Below are 17678 nucleotides of genomic sequence, written 5' to 3'. Positions count from 1 at the left end.
GCCGTGCCCCGCCTCAGTCCGTTCCCGTCCCGGTTCCCGTACCCCTGGCGGTTCCTTCGCCCGGCCCGGTTCCCTCGCCCGGCCCGGTTCCCTCGCCCGTCCCCCGGCTCGACCTCTCGTAGCCGCCGCGCAGTTCGTCCATCGGCATCGAGCCCAGCGCATGCGGCGTCCGAACCCGCCGCCGCTCCAGGAGGCGCCGTGCCGCGAAGGCCGCACCCGCGGCGAACGCCGCCATCAGGAACGACGCGGGCACCAGGACCAGCAGCACCCACACCGGAACGCGCCACTCCCCGAGCGCCTCCATCACATACGTCAGCGCCGAGCCGGCCAGGAGCAGGCCCAGCAGCAGCCGGGCCGGTTCGAAACGGTGCCTGTTCACGGCCGGACCTCGCTCGGCTCTTCCCGGGGCACGGTGTTCACCGGCAGATGGTCGGTCCGCTCACCCGAGGGGAGAAGCCGCACGATCTCCAGCTGCCCGACCGTCACGTCGGCCGACAGTTCCAGCGTTCCCCCCTTCTTGCCGGTGGCGGACGGCAGCGTCAGCCGCTCGTGTGTGCCGACGCCGCCGATGCTCTCCACGACGTAGTCGTCCCCCTCGCCTCCCGTACGTTCGGGCAGCCGGATCTCGCCGGCGCCCACGTCCGCTTCGAGCTCGACGCGCGTGCCGCTCGGAACGACCACCTTCAGCGAGCCCGCTCCGAGCCGCGCCGCGGTCCGTACGGTCTCGCGCTCCCCGGCGGACCGCAGGCCGCTCAGGTCGAGTTCGGCGGCGCCGCCGTCCAGTTCGTACGTACGGGAGACGTCGGCGGCGGTGGCCGGAGCCCAGGTGACCTCGCGCCAGTCCGTGCCGATGCTCTTCGGGATCAGGGCGGCGCCCGCCAGCATGACGGCGGTGACGACAGTCAGGAAGACGGTGCCGAAGCCGATCCTGCCGACGAAGGCACTGACGGCGAATCCGATCCCGTAGACCGCGAGCGCGCAGGCCAGGCCCACCGTGAGGCTCGTGCCGAGGGGCCGCGAATCCCAGCCGGGAGCGGCACCGGCGACCGCCCCGACCGAGGCCAGCATCGCGACGAATCCACCGAACGACCGCTCGCGGCGCCCGCCTCCGCGCGCGACGGCTGCGGCCCTCCCGCATTGCCTCCGGCCCGGGTGTTGCGCCCACCGGGACCGCGCGCCCGGCGGGCCCAGTACGTCCTCGGGCGACTCGGCGTCAGCGGGCCCCCACAGGTACCCGGTGCCGGATGGAGCGCCGGTGCCGTCCTTCGTCAGGGGTTCACGCCACCACGACGGCATGCCCGGTACGGGCGGTGCCTGAGCCTCGGGGGGCGCGTCGGCGACAGCATGCGCCGTGGTCGGGTCCACGGGAGCGCCGACGGCCTCGGCGGCCTCCGCCTCTCTGCGGTGGAGCGACCAGTACGCGGCGCCGGCGACCGCGGCGACGAGAAGCAGCGAGAAGGGGGTGCTGCGGCTGCCGAGCGAGGCGAGGAAGAGCCCACAGCCGACGAGGGCGACGAGGATGGCGGAGAGCGTCGTGCCCTCGACCCGCCCGGAGAGCAGCCAGCGGGCTTCGTTCTGCCGCTCGTCCTCCGCGGGGATCAGCAGCCAGGCGGCGCCGTAGAAGACGAGGCCGAGCCCGCCGAGGAGGGACAGCACGACGAGGGGCACCCGGAAGATGACGGGATCGAGGTCGAAGTGGCGGCCCAGGCCCGAGCACACGCCGGCGACGGTCTTGGGGCTTCGGCTCCGCGTGAGCCGGCGGGCCGGCCGCGCACCGCTGTCCGTACCGGCCTCCGGTTCGCCGCCGGTCCCGCCCACGGACCCGCCGCCGGAAGCGTCACCGGACCCGCCGTCGTCCGCGCCGCCTCTGTCGCCGACGCCCCCGCCGTCCCCCGCGCCGGGGCGCGCCTCGGTGCCGTCGCCTGCCCCGGCGACGCCGCTTCCGGGAACCGGCCCCCGTGGCGAGGGGTGTTCCGGCGACGGCTGCGACGTGTCCCGCCGGGAGTGCTGCGAAGACTGCGGCGACGGCGCCTGCTCGTCGTCCTCGGTCATGCGCCCATGGTGTCCCGTGCTCCCCTCGCGGCACATCGGGGCCCGTCCCTTAGAGGACCCTGATTCCGCCGCCGCTCGACGCTCCGGCCGTCTGGTTCCTTCTGGTCCTCCGCCCCCTCGCTCAGCCAGGGGAGGATCAGGGACCACCCTGATGCCACACGCCGTACGAACGTGTGACGATCGGTGCATGACCCCCGCCTCGTCGACCGCTTCCGGCCCCGGCGCCGCGCACGCGGCCGAGGGCGGCGTTCCCGGAGGGGCGCCTACCGGCGAGGACGCGCCCTCGCGTCCCCCGCTGCGCAAGCTCTACCGCAGCGCCGAGGGCCGCATGCTCGGCGGCGTCGCGCGGGGTCTGGCAGGGCACTTGGGGCTGCCGGTCTCCTGGGTCCGCATCGTCTTCATCGCGCTCACGGTGACGGACGGCCTGGGCGTGCTGCTCTACGCCGCCTTCTGGTTCGTCGTCCCCCTCGGTACGGGCGGCGTGGGCACCGGCCCCGGTTCCAAGCCCGCCCCCGGCGGTGTCCCCGGAAGCGCGACCGCAAGCGCGACCGGCGGCGCGACCGGAGCCGGAGGCGGGACCCCGGCCGAGGAGCCCCCCGGGCGCCGCCGGCGGGAGAGCGGCAAGGCGGGCCGGTCCCGTCTGCGCGTGCGCAAGCCCGACAAGGGCCAGCTCTTCGCGGTGCTGGCGCTGCTCGTCGGCGCCGCGGTGATCGCCGACAACCTGCAGTTCGGGAGGATCAACACCTATCTGTGGCCGGTGCTGCTGATCGGTCTCGGCGTCGTCCTGGTCTGGCGTCAGGCCGACGACGCCCGCCGCGCCCACTGGGCCGAAGTCAGCCGCCGCCGCGGCCTCGTGCCGATCGCCCGCAGCGCGGCCGGTGTGGTGCTGGTGGCGGTGGGCGTGAGCGGAATCGTCCTCGTGCAGGGCTCGGCCCGCGACTTCGGCCCCGTACTGCAGGCGGCGCTCGCCGTACTCGTCGGTGTCGCGCTGCTCGCAGGCCCGTACCTCGTACGGATGATGCAGGATCTGTCCGAGGAGCGGCTGATGCGCATCCGCGCGCAGGAGCGGGCCGAAGTCGCCGCTCACGTCCACGACTCGGTCCTGCACACCCTCACCTTGATCCAGCGCAGCGCCGACGATCCTCGCGAGGTGTCCCGGCTGGCCCGCGCCCAGGAACGCGAGCTGCGCAACTGGCTGTACAAGCCGCACGGGAACGGCAAGGCGGAGGAGCAGGGGCCGCGGACCCTGTCGGAGGCCGTCAAGGCCACCGCGGCCGAGGTCGAGGACCACCACGGCGTACCGATCGAGGTCGTCTGCGTCGGCGACTGCCCTCTCGACGAAGGGCTGGAGGCGCAGATCCAGGCCGCACGCGAAGCGATGGTGAACGCCGCCAAGTACGGTGTCGGTGGCATCGGGGGCACGACCCGTCCCGGAGGCCAAGGGGGAGGCACCACCCAGGCCGGGGCGGTGCAGGTGTTCGCGGAGGTGGAGGGCCGCACGGTCTTCGTCTCCGTACGCGACCGTGGCCCGGGATTCGACCCCGAGGCGGTGCCGGAGGACCGGATGGGCGTGCGCGAGTCAGTCATCGGCCGCATGCGGCGCCACGGGGGCACGGCCCGGGTGCGCTCCGCGCCCGGGGAGGGGACAGAGGTGGAGCTCGAAATGGAGAGGGCGGCCCAGTCGTGACGGACGAGACACCAGGAACCGCAGGAGCCACGGACCCGGGCGGGTCCCGCCAGGTCAGGGTGGTTCTCGTCGACGACCACCGGATGTTCCGGGCGGGCGTCCAGGCGGAGATCGGACGTACGGACGAGACGGGCGTCGACGTCGTCGGCGAGGCCGGAGACGTGGAACAGGCCGTCTCCGTCATCACCGCCACCCGCCCCGACGTCGTACTGCTGGACGTCCATCTCCCCGGCGGGGGCGGCGTGGAGGTCCTGCGCCGCAGCGCCTCGATGATGGGCGCCGCGGACTCCCCCGTACGCTTCCTCGCCCTGTCCGTGTCCGACGCGGCGGAGGACGTCATCGGCGTCATCCGCGGCGGTGCCCGCGGCTACGTCACCAAGACCATCACCGGGGCCGACCTCGTCGGAGCCATCTTCCGCGTGTCCGACGGCGACGCCGTCTTCTCACCGCGCCTCGCGGGCTTCGTGCTGGACGCCTTCGCCTCCACCGACGCCCCGCCCGTCGACGAGGACCTCGACCGCCTCACGCAGCGCGAACGCGAGGTGCTGCGCCTGATCGCCCGCGGCTACGCGTACAAGGAAGTGGCCAAGCAGCTCTTCATCTCCGTGAAGACGGTCGAGTCCCACGTCTCTGCCGTGCTGCGCAAGCTTCAGCTCTCCAACCGCCACGAGCTCACGCGGTGGGCCGCCGCCCGCCGGCTGGTCTGACCCGCGAGGCGGCCCACGTCCGGTCGGGCCGGTCGGGCCGCTTCCACCTGCGGGCCGTTCACAGATCGTCGGGGAGCAGCCGGAATGCCTTGTGCGGGCCCAGCGGTGTGATGGCCCGGAAGTCGCGCAGGTCGAGGGTGAGGATCGCATCGGTGTCGTAGTCACGGGCCAGGACGACGTTCACCGCGTCGGTCAGGTCCAGATCCAGCGAACCGTGATGCGCGCGCACCATCTGGGCTTGCTCCACGGTCGTCACTGTGACGGTGGCCAGTTCAGCGCGCCGGGTCCGTGCCTGGCCGGGGGCTCGCGGCGCCGACGCCGAAGCGGTTCCGGCGGGGCGGATGTACCGCACACAGGCCTCTGGTTCGCCTGCGGGCGGACGTCACGATGACGGAGGATGGCCGCGTGGCCCGCTCATTTGTCGTGTAGTAGCGGCGGGCTCGTAAGCGGCCGAAGCCGAACCGGGAGGATTCCGGGCCACCCGGTGAGCGGGGCTCCTGGCGGCTGCGGGCACGTGTGCAGAGGTGTTCGCCATGACTGAGTCGCCGCAGGACCGTTACGGCAGCCCTCGGTACCGAGGGCAGCGGCCTCCCCCGCCACCCGTGCCGCGGCAGCCGCCGCCACAGGAGCTGCAGCCCCAGCAGCCACGGCAGCCGCCTCCGCAGCCGCCGACCGCCGGGTTCGGGTACTGGGACTCGGCCTCGCGACCGCCGCCGATGCCGCCGCAGCCCCCGCCGATGCCCCCGCAGCAGCCACCGCAGCAGCCCTGGGAGACCGTGCCGCCTCCCTGGGAGACGATGCCGCCTCAGACTCCGTACGGATACGAGCATCTGTACGAGCAGCCGTACGGGGAGGAACCACCCGGCGCCCACGGCTTCGCGCCCGCGGGGCCGCGGCGGGCCGCCCGTTCGAAGACGAAGCTGTTCGTTCTCGTCGCCGGCACCGTCCTCGCGATGCTGCTCGCGGCGGGCGGCGTGTACTACATGTCCGAAGGCCAGGGCGGAGGCGGCGGTTCGACCGGCGCCGGTTCGCAGGACGGCGGCGCCCCGCCGGAGGCCGGCGGGGGGAACGAAGCGGGACAGGGCGGCGGTGCCGGACAGAGAAGCTTCGAGGGCACGTGGGAGTCCGGCCGGAAGGAGCTGACCATAGGCGAGAAGGTCCGCTCGGGTGAGGATGCGGGGAAGAACCCCGTCTCGTACTCCGACCCGCGCGGCGAAGGCGTCTGCTTCGGCACCGGCGACGAGCGGAAGTCCGGCTCGGTCTTCCGCATGGCGCTCAGGTGCGACGGGCGCGAGAAATACGTCGCGGGCAACTCCACCCGCACCGACGACGAACTCACCGTCAAATGGGACGAGGGCGACCGCGAGACGCTCACCTGGCAAGGGGACTAGGCCGGGGAGCGAGCCTCCGCGGACGGGACACGACGGACTCCAGCGGTCCGTGCGGAACGGCAGGTCGGCGCCCCGGATCGAACCACCGGCCGGAGATGCCCGGTTGACGCCCCCGGTTGAGGTGCCCGGTTGACGCCTCCGGGTGAGGCCTCCCGGTTGAGCCTCCGTTCAGCGGCCCCCTGCGAGGGTGCGCGCCTCACGTCCGGAGAGCGCCCTGCCGAAGGCCCGCACGTCGTCGACGGCCCCCCGCAGCCCCTGCGCCGGCGCGCCGTCCAGCAATGCGCGGCCGACCGCGAAGACGCCGTCCGCCGGCCAGTCCGCGTCGTGCTCGGACCTGTCCTCCAGGCTGCCGTCGACGTAGAGGCGGATCTCCCCCTCGGCGTCGTCGTAGACCCCGGTCAGATGTGTCCAGACACCCGCCCGTGGACGGGACTCGGACAGGGCGGCATCGGTCCCGGTCTCCTGCTCGTCGGCGTCGCGGATGCCCATCGCCCAGCTGTCCTCGTCCACGTCGTACTGGAGCGTGAAGCCGCTGAACCGGTTGCCGTCCTGGCTGAGCACCGTCTGGGTGCCGCCCTTGTCGTCCAGCTTCACGCGGGCGGAGACGGAGAAGCTGCGCTCGGTGTCGAGCACGACGCCCCGGGAGCGGACCTCCTGCGTTCCGTTGAACACGAGCGTGCCGTTCACCAGCGTCGGCAACGGGTCGCCGAAGAGCGTCCCGATGATGCCGTTGGCGGACGTGTCCACCGCCGTGGCGCCGTCGACCTCGTCGAAGAGCCATTCCAGCGCCGCGTCGGCCGGGGCCTCGTCCCCGCTCGGCGCGCCGGTGCCGCCCGGTCCGCCGCCACCGCCCTGGGACGGCGGCGCGGTCTCCGTCGCCGTGACCGTCGAGGTGGCGGTGGCCGTGGGCGTCGCCGGGGAGGAGGATCCCGGAGGCGGCGCGGGTGTCTGTGACGCGCCCTGTGCGGGAGGCGGCTCGCTGCTCTGCGGCGAACCGGGACGGAAGACCCCGGTGTAGGCGACGGCGACGGCGAGCGAGCACAGGCCGATCACCGCCGCGCTCTGCACCATGCGCTTGGTCTGGTGCCGTCTCTTCCCGTCCCCGGGACGGGCCCCCGCGCCGTGGGCGCCGCCCGAACCCGGTGATCCGGCCAGGAGAGCGGCCGGGGACCGGCCGGTCCGGAGCCGGTCCACGCAGCGGAGGAGGAACCCCCGCACGTTGCTGGTCAGCCGGCCCTCGTACGAGCGTCCGCCGTGGCCGTGGCCCGCGTACGCACCGCCACCGGCTGCGGCACCGAGGCCGGCGCCGGTTCCGGCCGCCGCGTCCGCTCCGGCTCCGTGACGGGCCCCGCCCCTCTCCGTACCGCGTGCGGCCCCCGCCCCGCCGAGCGCCGACGGAAAACCGGCCGCCGCGTACTCGGGGCCGCCCCACGGCAGCAGCGCCTCCGCCAGCAGCGCCCCGCAGTGCACGTGCATCAGCCCGAGGTCGTCGACCGCCTGCGCGCAGTGCGCGCAACACTCCAGGTGCGGGAGCAGCTCCGGGGCCGTCTCGATCGACTTCTGGTCCGCGTAGGCGAGCACCGTGCGGTGCAGGCTCCGGCATTCGTCGTCCCGGATCTCTTCCTCGTGCAGGCGCACATAGGCGTTGTAGAACTCCCTGCGCGCACGCCTGTCGAGGACCGACACCTCGTCGGTGCCGCCGCCGAGGAGCTGGTCGATCCTCGCGACGCCGTCGAACTCGACCGCGTAGTGCCACAGCACGGTCTGGCTGTGATCCGCGAGCGATCCGAAGGCCCGCGCCGCCATGGACGTACGGGGAAAGTCGTCCGCCGAGGAATCGCCGCGGCCCTCCGAGACGTAGCTCTGGATCCAGGCGACCAGCTCTTCGTGCAGTTCGCCGCGTCTGTCCGTGCCGGCCCAGTCGGCCGTCGTCCGCAGCACCGAGCACAGCGCATGCGGGCGCACGGCACCCACACGCACGTCCTCCCGGAGCGTCGTCGCCCGCCGCCACGCGTTGGATGCCAGCTCGTCGGCCGCGTCGTCGCTGACGGTGCACACCGCCGCGAAGGCCCTCACGGCATGGAAGTGCCGTCGCTCCAGCTCACGGAGCGCATCGTGGGACGCATCGCCCTCCTCCCGCACCAGCGGGAGGAGTTCGGCGTCCGGCAGTCGCGCACATTCCATCCGTTCGCTCAGTCCCCCCGGACTCGACGGCGTCTCGATCACGAGACGGATGCTCAGAGTGCATGGTCGATGACCGTACGAGGATACGACGTACGGGAGGCCGAATCGGCTCCATCGCGGGGGACGACCGGCACGAGAGCATTCCGACCGGGCTCTCCCGAGCCAAGAGCGCAGGAGCCGAAGTCGCCTGCTCCCACCGCTGTTTCGAGCTGGACTACTGAGCGTCGCCCTCAGTCACGGCCGTCACGTCACGGGCTCTCCGCACGTACTAGCTTGCTGTCTCAGGCTGGGCTTGAGGGTCCTGGGCCTCCAGACCGCCCGTGCTGCGTTGCAGCTCTCGTAGCCGCACGGTCACTCGGCGGGCGGTGAGCATGAGCCCGAGGACCGGGGCGCCGAAGAGCGGACCGACCACCCACAGCAGCCCGGAGCCGCCGTAGCCGGTCTCCGTGCCCGCTCCCGTGGCGAGCAACGCGGCGGCGAGGAGAGCCACGGCGAGTCCTGCGGTCACGGGGCGGAAGCTACCGGGGTGCCAGATGGCGTAGGGGCCGAACGCGTGCACGGGCTGGACTGCCTCGTAGGGGCTCTCCGGAGCCGCCTCCGAAGGCAGGCCGGGGCCGTGGAGTCCGCCTGAGACCTCGCCGTACACGTAGCGGAGGTCTTCCGGACGGTCGTCCAGGACCAGCACCGCGCTGTTCACGTGCGCCGGATCGTCCGGGGCCGCGGCCTCGTCCGGGGCGGGGGTCTGCCAGTACAACCGCGCTGTCCGTCCCGTCAACTCCGCGCCCAGCGCCTGCGGTTCCAGGCAACGGTCCACGAAGAAGTCCCGGGTCTCCTCACCCGAGGTGAGGCGCAGTGCGGGGCGCGGACTGCTGCGGTCCCAGCCGCCCTTGACCTTCGAGTTGCGCCGCAGATGCCGCCCGGCGGTGACCGCGGCCACCCGCACGCGGGCACGCCGGACGCGGTCCCGCGTGTCCTGGAAGGAGGCGGCCAGCGGCTGGGAGTTCCTGGTGAACAGGCCGACGGCGGCGTACCCAAGCACGGACAGTCCGATGATGACCAGCGCGACGTAGCCGAGCGTGGACGGGCCTCCCTGGATGAGCGCCTTGAGGTCCTGCTCCGGCCCCAGGATGGCGCCGCGCTGTGGAGCGTCCGGAGAATACAGGCCCCACACCAGGTCACCGGTCTCGGCGGGTTGCCGCAGCTCCACCTCGCCCTGCATCCGCCGCTGTTCATCGCGCTCGGTGTCCCCTTCAGCGGCCGTGACAGAGACATGCGAGCGAAACCGGACTTTGCTCTGGTCCTCATACCTCCGGACGTCGTGGACCTCCGCGATTTCGACGGGAGCGATGGTGGGATCGCCCGCGCGGATGCGCAGGAGCTGTTCCGTGGCCGACTCCGCGGACGTACCGGCCAGCAGGCACGTGACGAAGAGCACTGGCACAGCGATGCACACACCGATAACACGCCGCCGCGGCCACCAGTACCGCACCCGGTCATCACCGCCGCCACCGGCGGCGGCCCCGCGCACCCGGACCAGCCAGTACCCGCAGGCGGTGGCCACCACCAGCAGGCAGGCCAGCAAGTCCCATCGGGGGTACGGCGCCACCATCCGTGCCAGCAGGCATGCGGCGAAGGCGAGCACGCCCAGCCATCCAACCACCGTGGCAGCCCGGAGCCTCCAGTCGCGTTGGATCACCCGAAGTCGTCCTTCATCTTTTCCTCTGCGCTCTTGTGCTGCCCGCCCGCGCCCCCGGCCGCAGAGGCGTCCTTGTCGTCCCCGTACTGCGCGTTCCCTTGAACCACCTCGTTCACCGAGTTGGCCGTACCGTAGCTGATCCCGTTCAAGGGGCCTTCGATGGAGAAGTGCGGGCTCTCCCTGTGGGCGGGCATCTGCGTGTTCGCCCCATGGACAGCCGCCCCGCCGGCCGCACCGCCGGCAGCGTTGAAGAGAGCGTTCCACCCTGCGCCGTCGAGACCGGGGCCCTCTCCGCGTACCGAGTTGACCCCGTCCACGGCCAGACCGCCCGAGACGTTGCCCGCGGCGCCACCGGCCATGCTGCCCGCGAGACCGCCGACCTTCTTCGTGACGGCTAGGGCCGGCCCGGTCCCCACTCCCGCGGAAAGACCGCCCTGCCAGGCTGCTTCTGCCAGGTCGACGTCCTGCCCCGTGGCGGTCTTGGAGATAACCGTGGCGCCCGTGTTGCTGGCCCAGTTCACCAGGACGTTCTTGATGAACCGCTGCCCGCGCATCGCCTGAGCGACGGTGCGGAACGACTGCGCGATCCGTGTCAGGATCTGCCCGAGCCGGCCGGCCAACTGTGCAGCCCGCGCCGCGAGTTGCGCGGCCCGTGCGGCACCGGCCGCCGCCGAGAAGCCCACGGTCACGAACGACAGGGCCACCGAGATGCCGACCGAGACCCCGATCTCCAGATAGATCTGGTGGATCTGGTCGTTGATGTCTTCGATGCTGTCGGCCGCGTCGTTGAGGTGTTTCGCCGCGTTGTCGCACTGCGGGGTGGTGTCCTCGACGGCCTTCTTCAGCTCCTGCCAGTGCTTGTCGAAAGCGTCCGCGGACGGGCCTGTCCAGGCGCCGGCACCTTTCACCCGCCGCCAGTCCCGGTCGAGGTCCGTGACCATCTTGTCGAGGGCGGTGCCCATCGCCTTCCAGGCGGTGGCAGCCTCACGGAGTTTGCCTGGGTCGCCGCCCGGGTTGATCAGTTCAAGTCCGGCCTCGTAGACCTTCTCGGCTGCTGACTCTTCACCCACGGCACTCACTTCCCTTTGAAGATGCCGGAGAGCGCCTCGTCGGCAGCCTCTGTGTTCTTGGCGTTCTGCTTGATGCCGTCGGCGATCTTGCCGAGGTGCTTCTGCAGGCCCTCGACCGTCTTCTCCATGTCCCCGGACAGCTCGATGTACGCCGACGTGACCTCTTCGGACTCGGTCAGCATGCCGAAGCCGTCGTGGATGGCCTCCGCATCCGTCTTCGGCCTGAACTTGGCGAGCGCTTCCCCGAGTTCCTGGGCCCGCTCCTCGAAGGACTTGGCGAACTTGGCCATTTCGCCCGGATCGATGTGGAAGCCCGACACCCCTGCCCCCGTTCCCGGCCCTCAGTTGGGCCGTCACTGCTGATACGCCCGTTGCTGGAACGGGCGTTCCATACTCAGGCAACTGTATCGGGGGCCGGTTGAGTGGAGAACGCTTCCTCCGAACAGGGCAATTGACAATGACGGGCAGCCACTCCGCGCCTGCTTCGCCTGCTGTCCGTCCACGACCGAACGCAGCCCGGCTCGTCACCGGGCCTTGACTGTGCCCTGCGGGCGTCCACGTTCCACGTCCGCCCCCGGAGGTCCGGTCCGACCGGGCGGCAGCTCGTTGCAAGCAGACGAACGGGTACGCCGAGAGACCTGACGGCGTGATGGCCACGATGAGCATGGTCTTCCACGGCGCCTCGTAGCGGGATACGAAGCCCCCGGCGGGGTGACACCGGCACCGGCGCCCCGCGAAGTTCTTTCGCTTCCGTGACGGCTGCCCCGGACCTCCCCGGGAACGCCCCTGACACCCCTACCATCACGACCATGCCCGCGCCCCCGTGGAAACCGCTGACCCGCGACATCGCGCTCGTCGTCGCCGCCCCCCTCGTGCTGGCCGGTTTCGGTCTGAGCCACCCCGGCGGACTCCGGCCGCACAACGCCCAGCACTGGGCCGAACTGCACATCTGGCTGCTGCCCGTCTGGCCGCTGCTGGCGCTGGGCGTGATCGTTCCGCTGTGGGGGCGTCCGCGCCGGGACGCCGAGGGAGCGGCCACCGTCGTCGCCTGGGCGGGAGCCTTCGGTTACGCGGTCTACTACACGGGGCTCGACGCCGTCGCCGGCATCGCGGCCGGAATCGCCGAGGAGCACGGCGGTGAGCGGCGACGCGAAGTGGTGCGTCCGCTCTTCCACACCGGAGACGCGCTCGGGCAGGCGGGAGTGTGGTGCCTGGGCGCCGCAGCCGTCGCGGCGTCGGTCGCGCTGTGCCTCCGGTACGGGGCGCGCGTGCTGCCGGGCACGGCGGTGCTGCTGGTGTGCTGCTGGTCCTTCCTCGACAGCCACATCTTCCACCCGCGCGGAGTGGTGACGATGCTGGGCTTCGCGCTCGGCTTCGCCCTGTTCGTCGTGGCCGCGGCACGGCCGCCGAAGGCCGCGGGGCCTGAACGCGAGGCCTGAACGCGAGGCCTGAACTCCCCGCGCTCTCTTGCCAGTTGAGCCCTCCTCGGTGACTTTGGTCCGTAGGGGAACGTCCCTTGGCGCCGACGCGCCGGGCAGAACGCTCACCGGTGAGTGAGGAGCAAGATGGGAACCGAGGCCGAAGCGCCGGACATCCTGTCGGCGGAGTTCGCGGACGACCCGTACGCCGCCTACCGGATCATGCGGGAACACCACCCGCTGATCCGTCACGAGCCCACCGGGAGCTGGATCATCTCCCGCTACGAGGACGTCGCGCGCGCCTTCCGGGATCCGGCGTTCACCACCGGCAACTACGACTGGCAGCTCGAACCCGTGCACGGCCGCACGATCCTGCAGATGAGCGGCCGCGAGCACTCGGTGCGCCGTGCCCTGGTGGCGCCCGCCTTCCGCGGCAACACGCTCCAGGAGTTGTTCCTGCCCGTCATCGAGCGCAACGCTCAAGCCCTGATCGACGGCTTCGCGGCTGCGGGAGAGGCCGATCTGGTGGCCGACTTCGCCACCCGCTTCCCCATCAACGTCATCGTCGACATGCTCGGCCTCGACAAGGAGGACCACGACCGGTTCCACCGCTGGTACACGTCCGTCATCGCCTTCCTCTCCAACCTCTCCCAGGACCCGGACGTGGCCGCGGACGGCATGCGTACGAGGGAGGAGTTCGCCGCGTACATGCTTCCGGTCATCGAGGAGCGCAGGAACGATCCGGGCGACGACCTGCTCTCGACGCTGTGCCGGGCCGAGGTCGACGGCACGAGTATGAGCGACGAGGACATCAAGGCCTTCTGCAGCCTGTTGCTCACGGCCGGCGGCGAGACCACCGACAAGGCCGTCTCCAGTCTCTTCCGCAACCTTCTCGACAATCCAGGCCAGCTGGCCGCCGTACGGGCCGACCGGGGCCTGATACCGGCGGCCTTCGCCGAGACTCTGCGCTACAGCCCGCCCGTGCACATGATCATGCGTCAGACCTCCCAGGAGGTGAGGATCGGCGGCGGCACGGTCCCGGCCGGCGCGACCCTGACCTGCCTGATCGGGGCGGCCAACCGTGACGAGGAGCGGTTCGCCGACCCCGGCACCTTCGACATCTTCCGCGAGGACCTGACGACTACGAAGGACGTGGCGTTCTCCGCCGCAGCCGACCATCTGGCCTTCGCTCTGGGACGTCACTTCTGCGTCGGCGCGCTGCTCGCCAAGGCGGAGGTCGAGGTCGCCGCCAACCGGCTGCTGGACGCCATGCCGGACATGGCGCTGCGCGAAGGCTTCCAGCCACGGGAGCAGGGCGTCTTCACACGCGGGCTGACCGAGCTCCCGGTCCGCTTCACTCCCGCCTGAGGGCGGCGGGGCGTGGGGCCGGTCAGGCCCCCTCGTCACCTTCTGCGCTCAGCGACAGGAGCGCGAGGGTCGATGTGAGCCCGGCGCACCAGCACTTCGTCGACCGGGCCCACGGGAACCCCGCAGCCGTCTGCGGCGCTTCGCAGCTGATGGAGGGCGGCGTCGACGGCTTGTCCGGGCGTTTCGGCCGGCACCCCGAAGACAGCGCCCACCGTCTCGGCCGTTCCTCCGTCAGCCATGGTCAGCTCGGGCAGGGCGTCGGCCCCGTGAGCGGCGAACCACGCGGAGAGCCGTTCCGAAAGAGAGACAGGGTCGAGCCCGTCTTCCTCGACGACCAGTTCTGCGTGTACTTCCCAGTTCACGGGGCCTCCTGCGGCGCGCCTGCCGTTACGGCGTGTTGACGGTCACCATCTTGCTGCTGGCGCTGCCCTTCGTGCCCTTGACCGGGGAGGTGATCTGCACCGTCACCTTGCCCTGGTACTTGCCGTCACCCCTGACCTTCTTGCCGCCCACCTTGGGCGTGTAGTAGGTCGCGCCCCCGGCATTGACCGCGAGGACCTTCGTCTCGTTCGACGTCGCAGCGGTCGACGGCGGGCAGTAGCCGGGGCAGACAAGCAACTTGCCGCGCACCTGCACGTGCACCTTCGGGATGTTTCCCTTGCAGCTGACCCGCGTCTTGAAGATGACGCTCTTGCCCTTCTTCGACCAGTGCGGACTGTTGGGCTGCGCGGTGCACCGGGCCCACCTGGCCTTGGCCACGCTCGCATCCCCGCCCTTGAGGCCGACGCTGCTGACTGCGGCCTTGGGCTCCGAGGCCGAGGCCGACGGGCCGGCGGCGGCCTGGGCGTTGCCGGTCAGAGCGCCGCCCAGAAGCAGCGCGGCGCTGGTGGCTGCCGCGGCAACGGCGGCGCCGAGAGACAGAGTTGATCATGATTTCCCCCGTAGAGAGTCGCCTACGGAATGATCATGCACAGCCACCCGCATGGAAAGACACGCATTCGTTGGTCAATGTCCGAGATGCACCCCCGGAATGACTTGTTCTCCCCACGCCCAGGACCTCCTCGCGTCGCGCGGTGAGACGCCGGCCGCTTCTCGGCACACCTCGGAACGCGCCCTAACCGACGCGGCCGCCGAAGAAGACCTGCGTCTCGGTGATGCGGCCGTCCCGGACCGTGGCGACCTCGACGTTGCGGTGACGCTCACCCGTCTTGAGTTCGTACTCGTAGAGGAGGAAGACGTCGTCGCCCCCGGCGGGCACGACCGCCAGGATCTCCTGTGCGCGCAGCCGTTCCGCCGTCGGGAAGCAGCGTGCGAAGAATGCGGCCCTGTCGATGTGGTCGTCCTGCGGGCTGGTGAAGCGGTAGTCGTCGGCGATCAGCCGCTCCGCCCGCTCCCGGTCCTGCGCGATGTAGCTCTCCATGCATGCGCGGACGACTTCGGTTCCGGCGGTCCCTGCCACAGCGGTGTCTCCTTCCGTACGGACATCCCGGCACGAAGGCGGACCTGCGGCGGCACCGGAACTCGTCGTGCACGCCCGCCTGGAACGCCTGTACGGCAACGCGCGCACCCACTCGGACGGGGCGTGCAAGGCTGGGCCCCATGACCAGGACCACACCGGACGGCCGCCCCGTCCCCGCGCCGCACGCCGACGAACGCACCATGCTGGAGGGCTGGCTGGACTTCCACCGCGCCACGCTCACCCTCAAGTGCGCGGATCTCGACGACAGCATGGTGCGCCGGCGGTCGGTGGAACCGTCCGAGATGACTCTGCTGGGCCTGGTACAGCACATGGCGGAAGTCGAACGCAGCTGGTTCCAGCGGATCTTCGCCGGACAGCACGTCCCCCCGCTGTACGACGAGGGAAAGCAGGACGGATTCGCGCTCTCCCCCGAACGCGGCATGGACGAGGCGATGGCCGTCTGGCACCGCGAGGTCGAGCGCGGCCGCGAACTGACCGCCGAGGCGTCACTCGACGACTCCGGCACCCTCCCGGAGCCGGACGCCGCGGTGCTGGGCGACGACAGGGTGTCGCTGCGCTGGATCCTCATCCACCTCATCGAGGAGTACGCACGGCACAACGGCCACGCGGATCTGCTCCGCGAACGCATCGACGGGACGTCCGGCACCTGAGACGGGCCGGGCGCCTCGGCGTCCGGCCCCGGGCACGCGTCCGTCAGCCGACGGGCCGCCGCTGCCGTGGTAGCCGCACCCGCCGTGCGGGACCGCCGCCGCCTCCGCCCGGGCGTGAACTCCCGGCGGTGCCGGTGCTGTTGCCGGTGCTGCCGCCACCGCCCGCACCACCGCCCGCGCCCGCACCCGCGGCACGCAGCACCGAGCGGGCCGCCTGACGCAGTGCGGCGACTCCCCGGGACTCGCTCCGCGCGGGCAGCCATGCCAGCGCGGCCGTGACCGGAACCAGCCCTGAGATGTCCGCGTACGCGAGCCCCGGCCGCGGATACAACTCACGGGCGGCGGAGGGCAGCAGAGCGATGCCCTCCCCCTGCGCCACCGCCAGCAGCAGCGGCTCCAGATCCGTGACCACCGGCCCGAAGCGCACGGGAGTGCCGTCGGGGCGCGGGTTGACCGTCCAGTGGTCCCACCACGCGCGCACCGACTCCCCCGCCACGTCGACGAATACGCGCCCGTCGAGATCGCACAGCTCCAGCGGCCGCTGCAGGGACAGCAGCGGATCACCCACGGGAAGGCACACCACCCGCGCCTCGGCGGCCAGTTGAAGCGTGCGGATGCCCGCGGGCAGCGGCGGGCGGAGGAACGCGGCGTCCACCTCCCCGCCCCTGAGCGCCTCGACCTGCCCGGCGAAGTCCAGCCCGTACATCTCCACGGCGCACTCCGGGTTGCGGGCGCGGAACTCCGCAAGGATCTCCTGCGTGTACGGCATGGCCGCCTCCGCGCCGATGAACCCCACGCGCACCCGCCCGCTCACACGCCGAGCCTGCAGCTCCACGGCCTGCCGGAGCCGGTCCGCCGCCTCGACGGCGGCCCGTGCGACCGGCAGCAGCGCCCGGCCCTCCGGTGTCAGTTCGACGCGGCGCGTCGAGCGCTCCAACAGGCCGATCCCCATGCGCCGTTCGAGCGCCGTGATCTGGCGGCTGAAGGCGGGCTGGCTGATGAACATGCGTCTGGCCGCCTGCCCGAAGTGCAGCTCCTCCGCGAGCGCCAGGAACAGGCGCAATTGATGAACACTCGGATCGCTTCCCCCAGTTGCCGTCTTACGGTCCCCACTGCCGCTCGACTGTTCCACCCCGTATGCCCCCATACCGGATACTGCTCTCATGCCGGATACTGCATCAATTTGCACCGCAACGGCCTGAGTTTCCCCTTTCTTCAGCACCGCCCATCCAAGCACGATGGGTGACGTCTCCGCGACGGACCGCCATCAGGTGAGCGGACGCCGGAGAGCCCATTTGGAGGGGGAACACAGTGAAGAAGTCACCGCGCAAGACCCTGGCCGTGATGACCGCCTCGGCGGCACTGGTCGGCGGCACGGTGCTGGCCGGCACCGCGTCCGCAGCACCGCAGCAGTCCTCCGGCAGCCAGGCGCAGCAGCTCCAGCAGCAGGTGGACAGCTACCTGGCCAAGGACTCGGGGGCGCGGCAGGTCTCCGCGAACAAGGTCGCTTTCGAGGGCGGAACCGTCACCTTCCCCGCCCGCGGCCAGGACAAGCAGGCGGCCATGCGCGCGCCCTCCTGCAGGCACGGGCACCTGTGCATCGTCGACGGCCGCGGCAAGAAATACGACTACTACCGCTGCGGCACGTACAACTTCTACGGAATCGGCGACGGCACGTTCAACAACAACCAGACCTCCGGCACGGTCGCGCGCTTCTACAACCGGAACGGGAGCCTGCGTTGGACGAACCGGGCCAAGGACACCGGCACGGCGTCCTGGACCCCCGTGTGGAAGATCAAGCCCTGCTGACGTACGGGGCCCGAGCGCTGACCTCATGAACGGGCAGCGGTACGGGCAGAGTTGAAAGGCAACCGTGTCCCCGTCCCGCAACCCGGGCCGGGGACACGGCACTTGAGCGGCCCGGGACCCTGCTGCCTCATCGTCCTCGTGGACCTCACACCCGTGACAGTCCTCA

General features: G+C 71.5%; 17 protein-coding genes and 1 pseudogene. 7 read left to right on the top strand and 11 right to left on the bottom strand.

The window, feature by feature from the left end:
- Positions 1-13 precede the first annotated feature (13 nt).
- Complete coding sequence (locus AN215_RS30120) at positions 14-379, bottom strand: hypothetical protein (protein ID WP_070011526.1); 366 nt, start codon at positions 377-379, stop codon at positions 14-16.
- Entirely contained in the window at positions 376-2052 is a 1677-nt protein-coding gene (locus AN215_RS22165) for a PspC domain-containing protein (protein WP_070011527.1), read from the bottom strand. The genes AN215_RS30120 and AN215_RS22165 overlap by 4 nt, the downstream gene beginning before the upstream one ends.
- Before the next feature lie 187 nt (positions 2053-2239).
- Here AN215_RS22165 and AN215_RS22160 point away from each other — a divergent pair, with 187 nt between their 5' ends.
- Both AN215_RS22160 and AN215_RS22155 read left to right on the top strand, forming a co-directional pair.
- Positions 2240-3739 (top strand): ATP-binding protein, encoded by a 1500-nt coding sequence (locus tag AN215_RS22160; protein ID WP_070011528.1) that lies wholly within the window; start codon positions 2240-2242, stop codon positions 3737-3739.
- Positions 3736-4446, top strand: a complete 711-nt coding sequence (locus AN215_RS22155; RefSeq protein ID WP_070011529.1) for a LuxR C-terminal-related transcriptional regulator — start codon at positions 3736-3738, stop codon at positions 4444-4446. Before AN215_RS22160 ends, AN215_RS22155 begins: the two co-directional genes overlap by 4 nt.
- Positions 4447-4504: 58 nt before the next feature.
- Here AN215_RS22155 and AN215_RS22150 read toward each other — a convergent pair.
- Positions 4505-4657 (bottom strand): annotated as a pseudogene (locus AN215_RS22150) (VapC toxin family PIN domain ribonuclease); the annotation flags it as partial.
- Between the two features lie 322 nt (positions 4658-4979).
- Here AN215_RS22150 and AN215_RS29920 point away from each other — a divergent pair.
- Positions 4980-5837 (top strand): hypothetical protein, encoded by an 858-nt coding sequence (locus tag AN215_RS29920; RefSeq protein WP_171904255.1) that lies wholly within the window; start codon positions 4980-4982, stop codon positions 5835-5837.
- Positions 5838-6005: 168 nt separating this feature from the next.
- On the opposite strand, the gene AN215_RS22140 is transcribed toward AN215_RS29920, so the two are convergent.
- The 4 genes from AN215_RS22140 to AN215_RS22125 all read right to left on the bottom strand — a co-directional run bounded on the left by AN215_RS22140 (position 6006) and on the right by AN215_RS22125 (position 11107).
- Positions 6006-8021: a LamG domain-containing protein gene (locus AN215_RS22140; RefSeq protein ID WP_070011531.1), complete on the bottom strand. Its 2016-nt coding sequence runs from the start codon at positions 8019-8021 to the stop codon at positions 6006-6008.
- Positions 8022-8289: 268 nt separating this feature from the next.
- The gene (locus tag AN215_RS22135; protein ID WP_070011532.1) at positions 8290-9717 is read right to left on the bottom strand and encodes a hypothetical protein; all 1428 of its coding nucleotides are present in this window, start codon (positions 9715-9717) and stop codon (positions 8290-8292) included.
- A complete protein-coding gene (locus tag AN215_RS22130) occupies positions 9714-10787 on the bottom strand; it encodes a WXG100 family type VII secretion target (RefSeq protein WP_070011533.1) in 1074 nt (357 codons plus the stop codon). Before AN215_RS22130 ends, AN215_RS22135 begins: the two co-directional genes overlap by 4 nt.
- 5 nt (positions 10788-10792) lie before the next feature.
- The gene (locus AN215_RS22125) at positions 10793-11107 is read right to left on the bottom strand and encodes a WXG100 family type VII secretion target (RefSeq protein ID WP_070038570.1); all 315 of its coding nucleotides are present in this window, start codon (positions 11105-11107) and stop codon (positions 10793-10795) included.
- A 489-nt stretch (positions 11108-11596) separates the two neighbouring features.
- Here AN215_RS22125 and AN215_RS22120 point away from each other — a divergent pair, with 489 nt between their 5' ends.
- Both AN215_RS22120 and AN215_RS22115 read left to right on the top strand, forming a co-directional pair.
- Positions 11597-12226, top strand: a complete 630-nt coding sequence (locus AN215_RS22120) for a hypothetical protein (RefSeq protein ID WP_070011534.1) — start codon at positions 11597-11599, stop codon at positions 12224-12226.
- 126 nt (positions 12227-12352) lie between these two features.
- A complete protein-coding gene (locus AN215_RS22115) occupies positions 12353-13573 on the top strand; it encodes a cytochrome P450 (protein WP_070011535.1) in 1221 nt (406 codons plus the stop codon).
- 35 nt (positions 13574-13608) lie between these two features.
- Here AN215_RS22115 and AN215_RS22110 read toward each other — a convergent pair whose 3' ends face one another.
- The 3 genes from AN215_RS22110 to AN215_RS22100 form a co-directional block, all read right to left on the bottom strand.
- Complete coding sequence (locus AN215_RS22110) at positions 13609-13935, bottom strand: hypothetical protein (RefSeq protein ID WP_070011536.1); 327 nt, start codon at positions 13933-13935, stop codon at positions 13609-13611.
- Positions 13936-13960: 25 nt separating this feature from the next.
- Positions 13961-14332, bottom strand: a complete 372-nt coding sequence (locus AN215_RS22105) for a hypothetical protein (protein ID WP_070011537.1) — start codon at positions 14330-14332, stop codon at positions 13961-13963.
- Between the two features lie 355 nt (positions 14333-14687).
- Positions 14688-15032, bottom strand: coding sequence for a nuclear transport factor 2 family protein (locus tag AN215_RS22100; protein ID WP_338057938.1), 345 nt, complete (start codon positions 15030-15032; stop codon positions 14688-14690).
- Positions 15033-15172: 140 nt separating this feature from the next.
- Here AN215_RS22100 and AN215_RS22095 point away from each other — a divergent pair, with 140 nt between their 5' ends.
- Positions 15173-15703 carry a DinB family protein gene (locus AN215_RS22095; protein ID WP_107374445.1) on the top strand — a complete coding sequence of 177 codons (531 nt, stop codon included), beginning with the start codon at positions 15173-15175 and terminating at the stop codon, positions 15701-15703.
- A gap of 43 nt (positions 15704-15746) precedes the next feature.
- Here AN215_RS22095 and AN215_RS22090 read toward each other — a convergent pair whose 3' ends face one another.
- Positions 15747-16766 (bottom strand): LysR family transcriptional regulator, encoded by a 1020-nt coding sequence (locus tag AN215_RS22090; RefSeq protein ID WP_070011538.1) that lies wholly within the window; start codon positions 16764-16766, stop codon positions 15747-15749.
- A gap of 248 nt (positions 16767-17014) precedes the next feature.
- Here AN215_RS22090 and AN215_RS22085 point away from each other — a divergent pair, with 248 nt between their 5' ends.
- Positions 17015-17512: a hypothetical protein gene (locus tag AN215_RS22085; RefSeq protein WP_245694642.1), complete on the top strand. Its 498-nt coding sequence runs from the start codon at positions 17015-17017 to the stop codon at positions 17510-17512.
- Positions 17513-17678 lie beyond the last annotated feature (166 nt).

This window comes from Streptomyces abyssalis, assembly GCF_001751365.1.
Taxonomy (GTDB): domain Bacteria; phylum Actinomycetota; class Actinomycetes; order Streptomycetales; family Streptomycetaceae; genus Streptomyces; species Streptomyces abyssalis.
The sequence above is the reverse complement of the archived record's forward strand: the minus strand, read 5'-3'. Positions and strand labels throughout refer to the sequence as shown.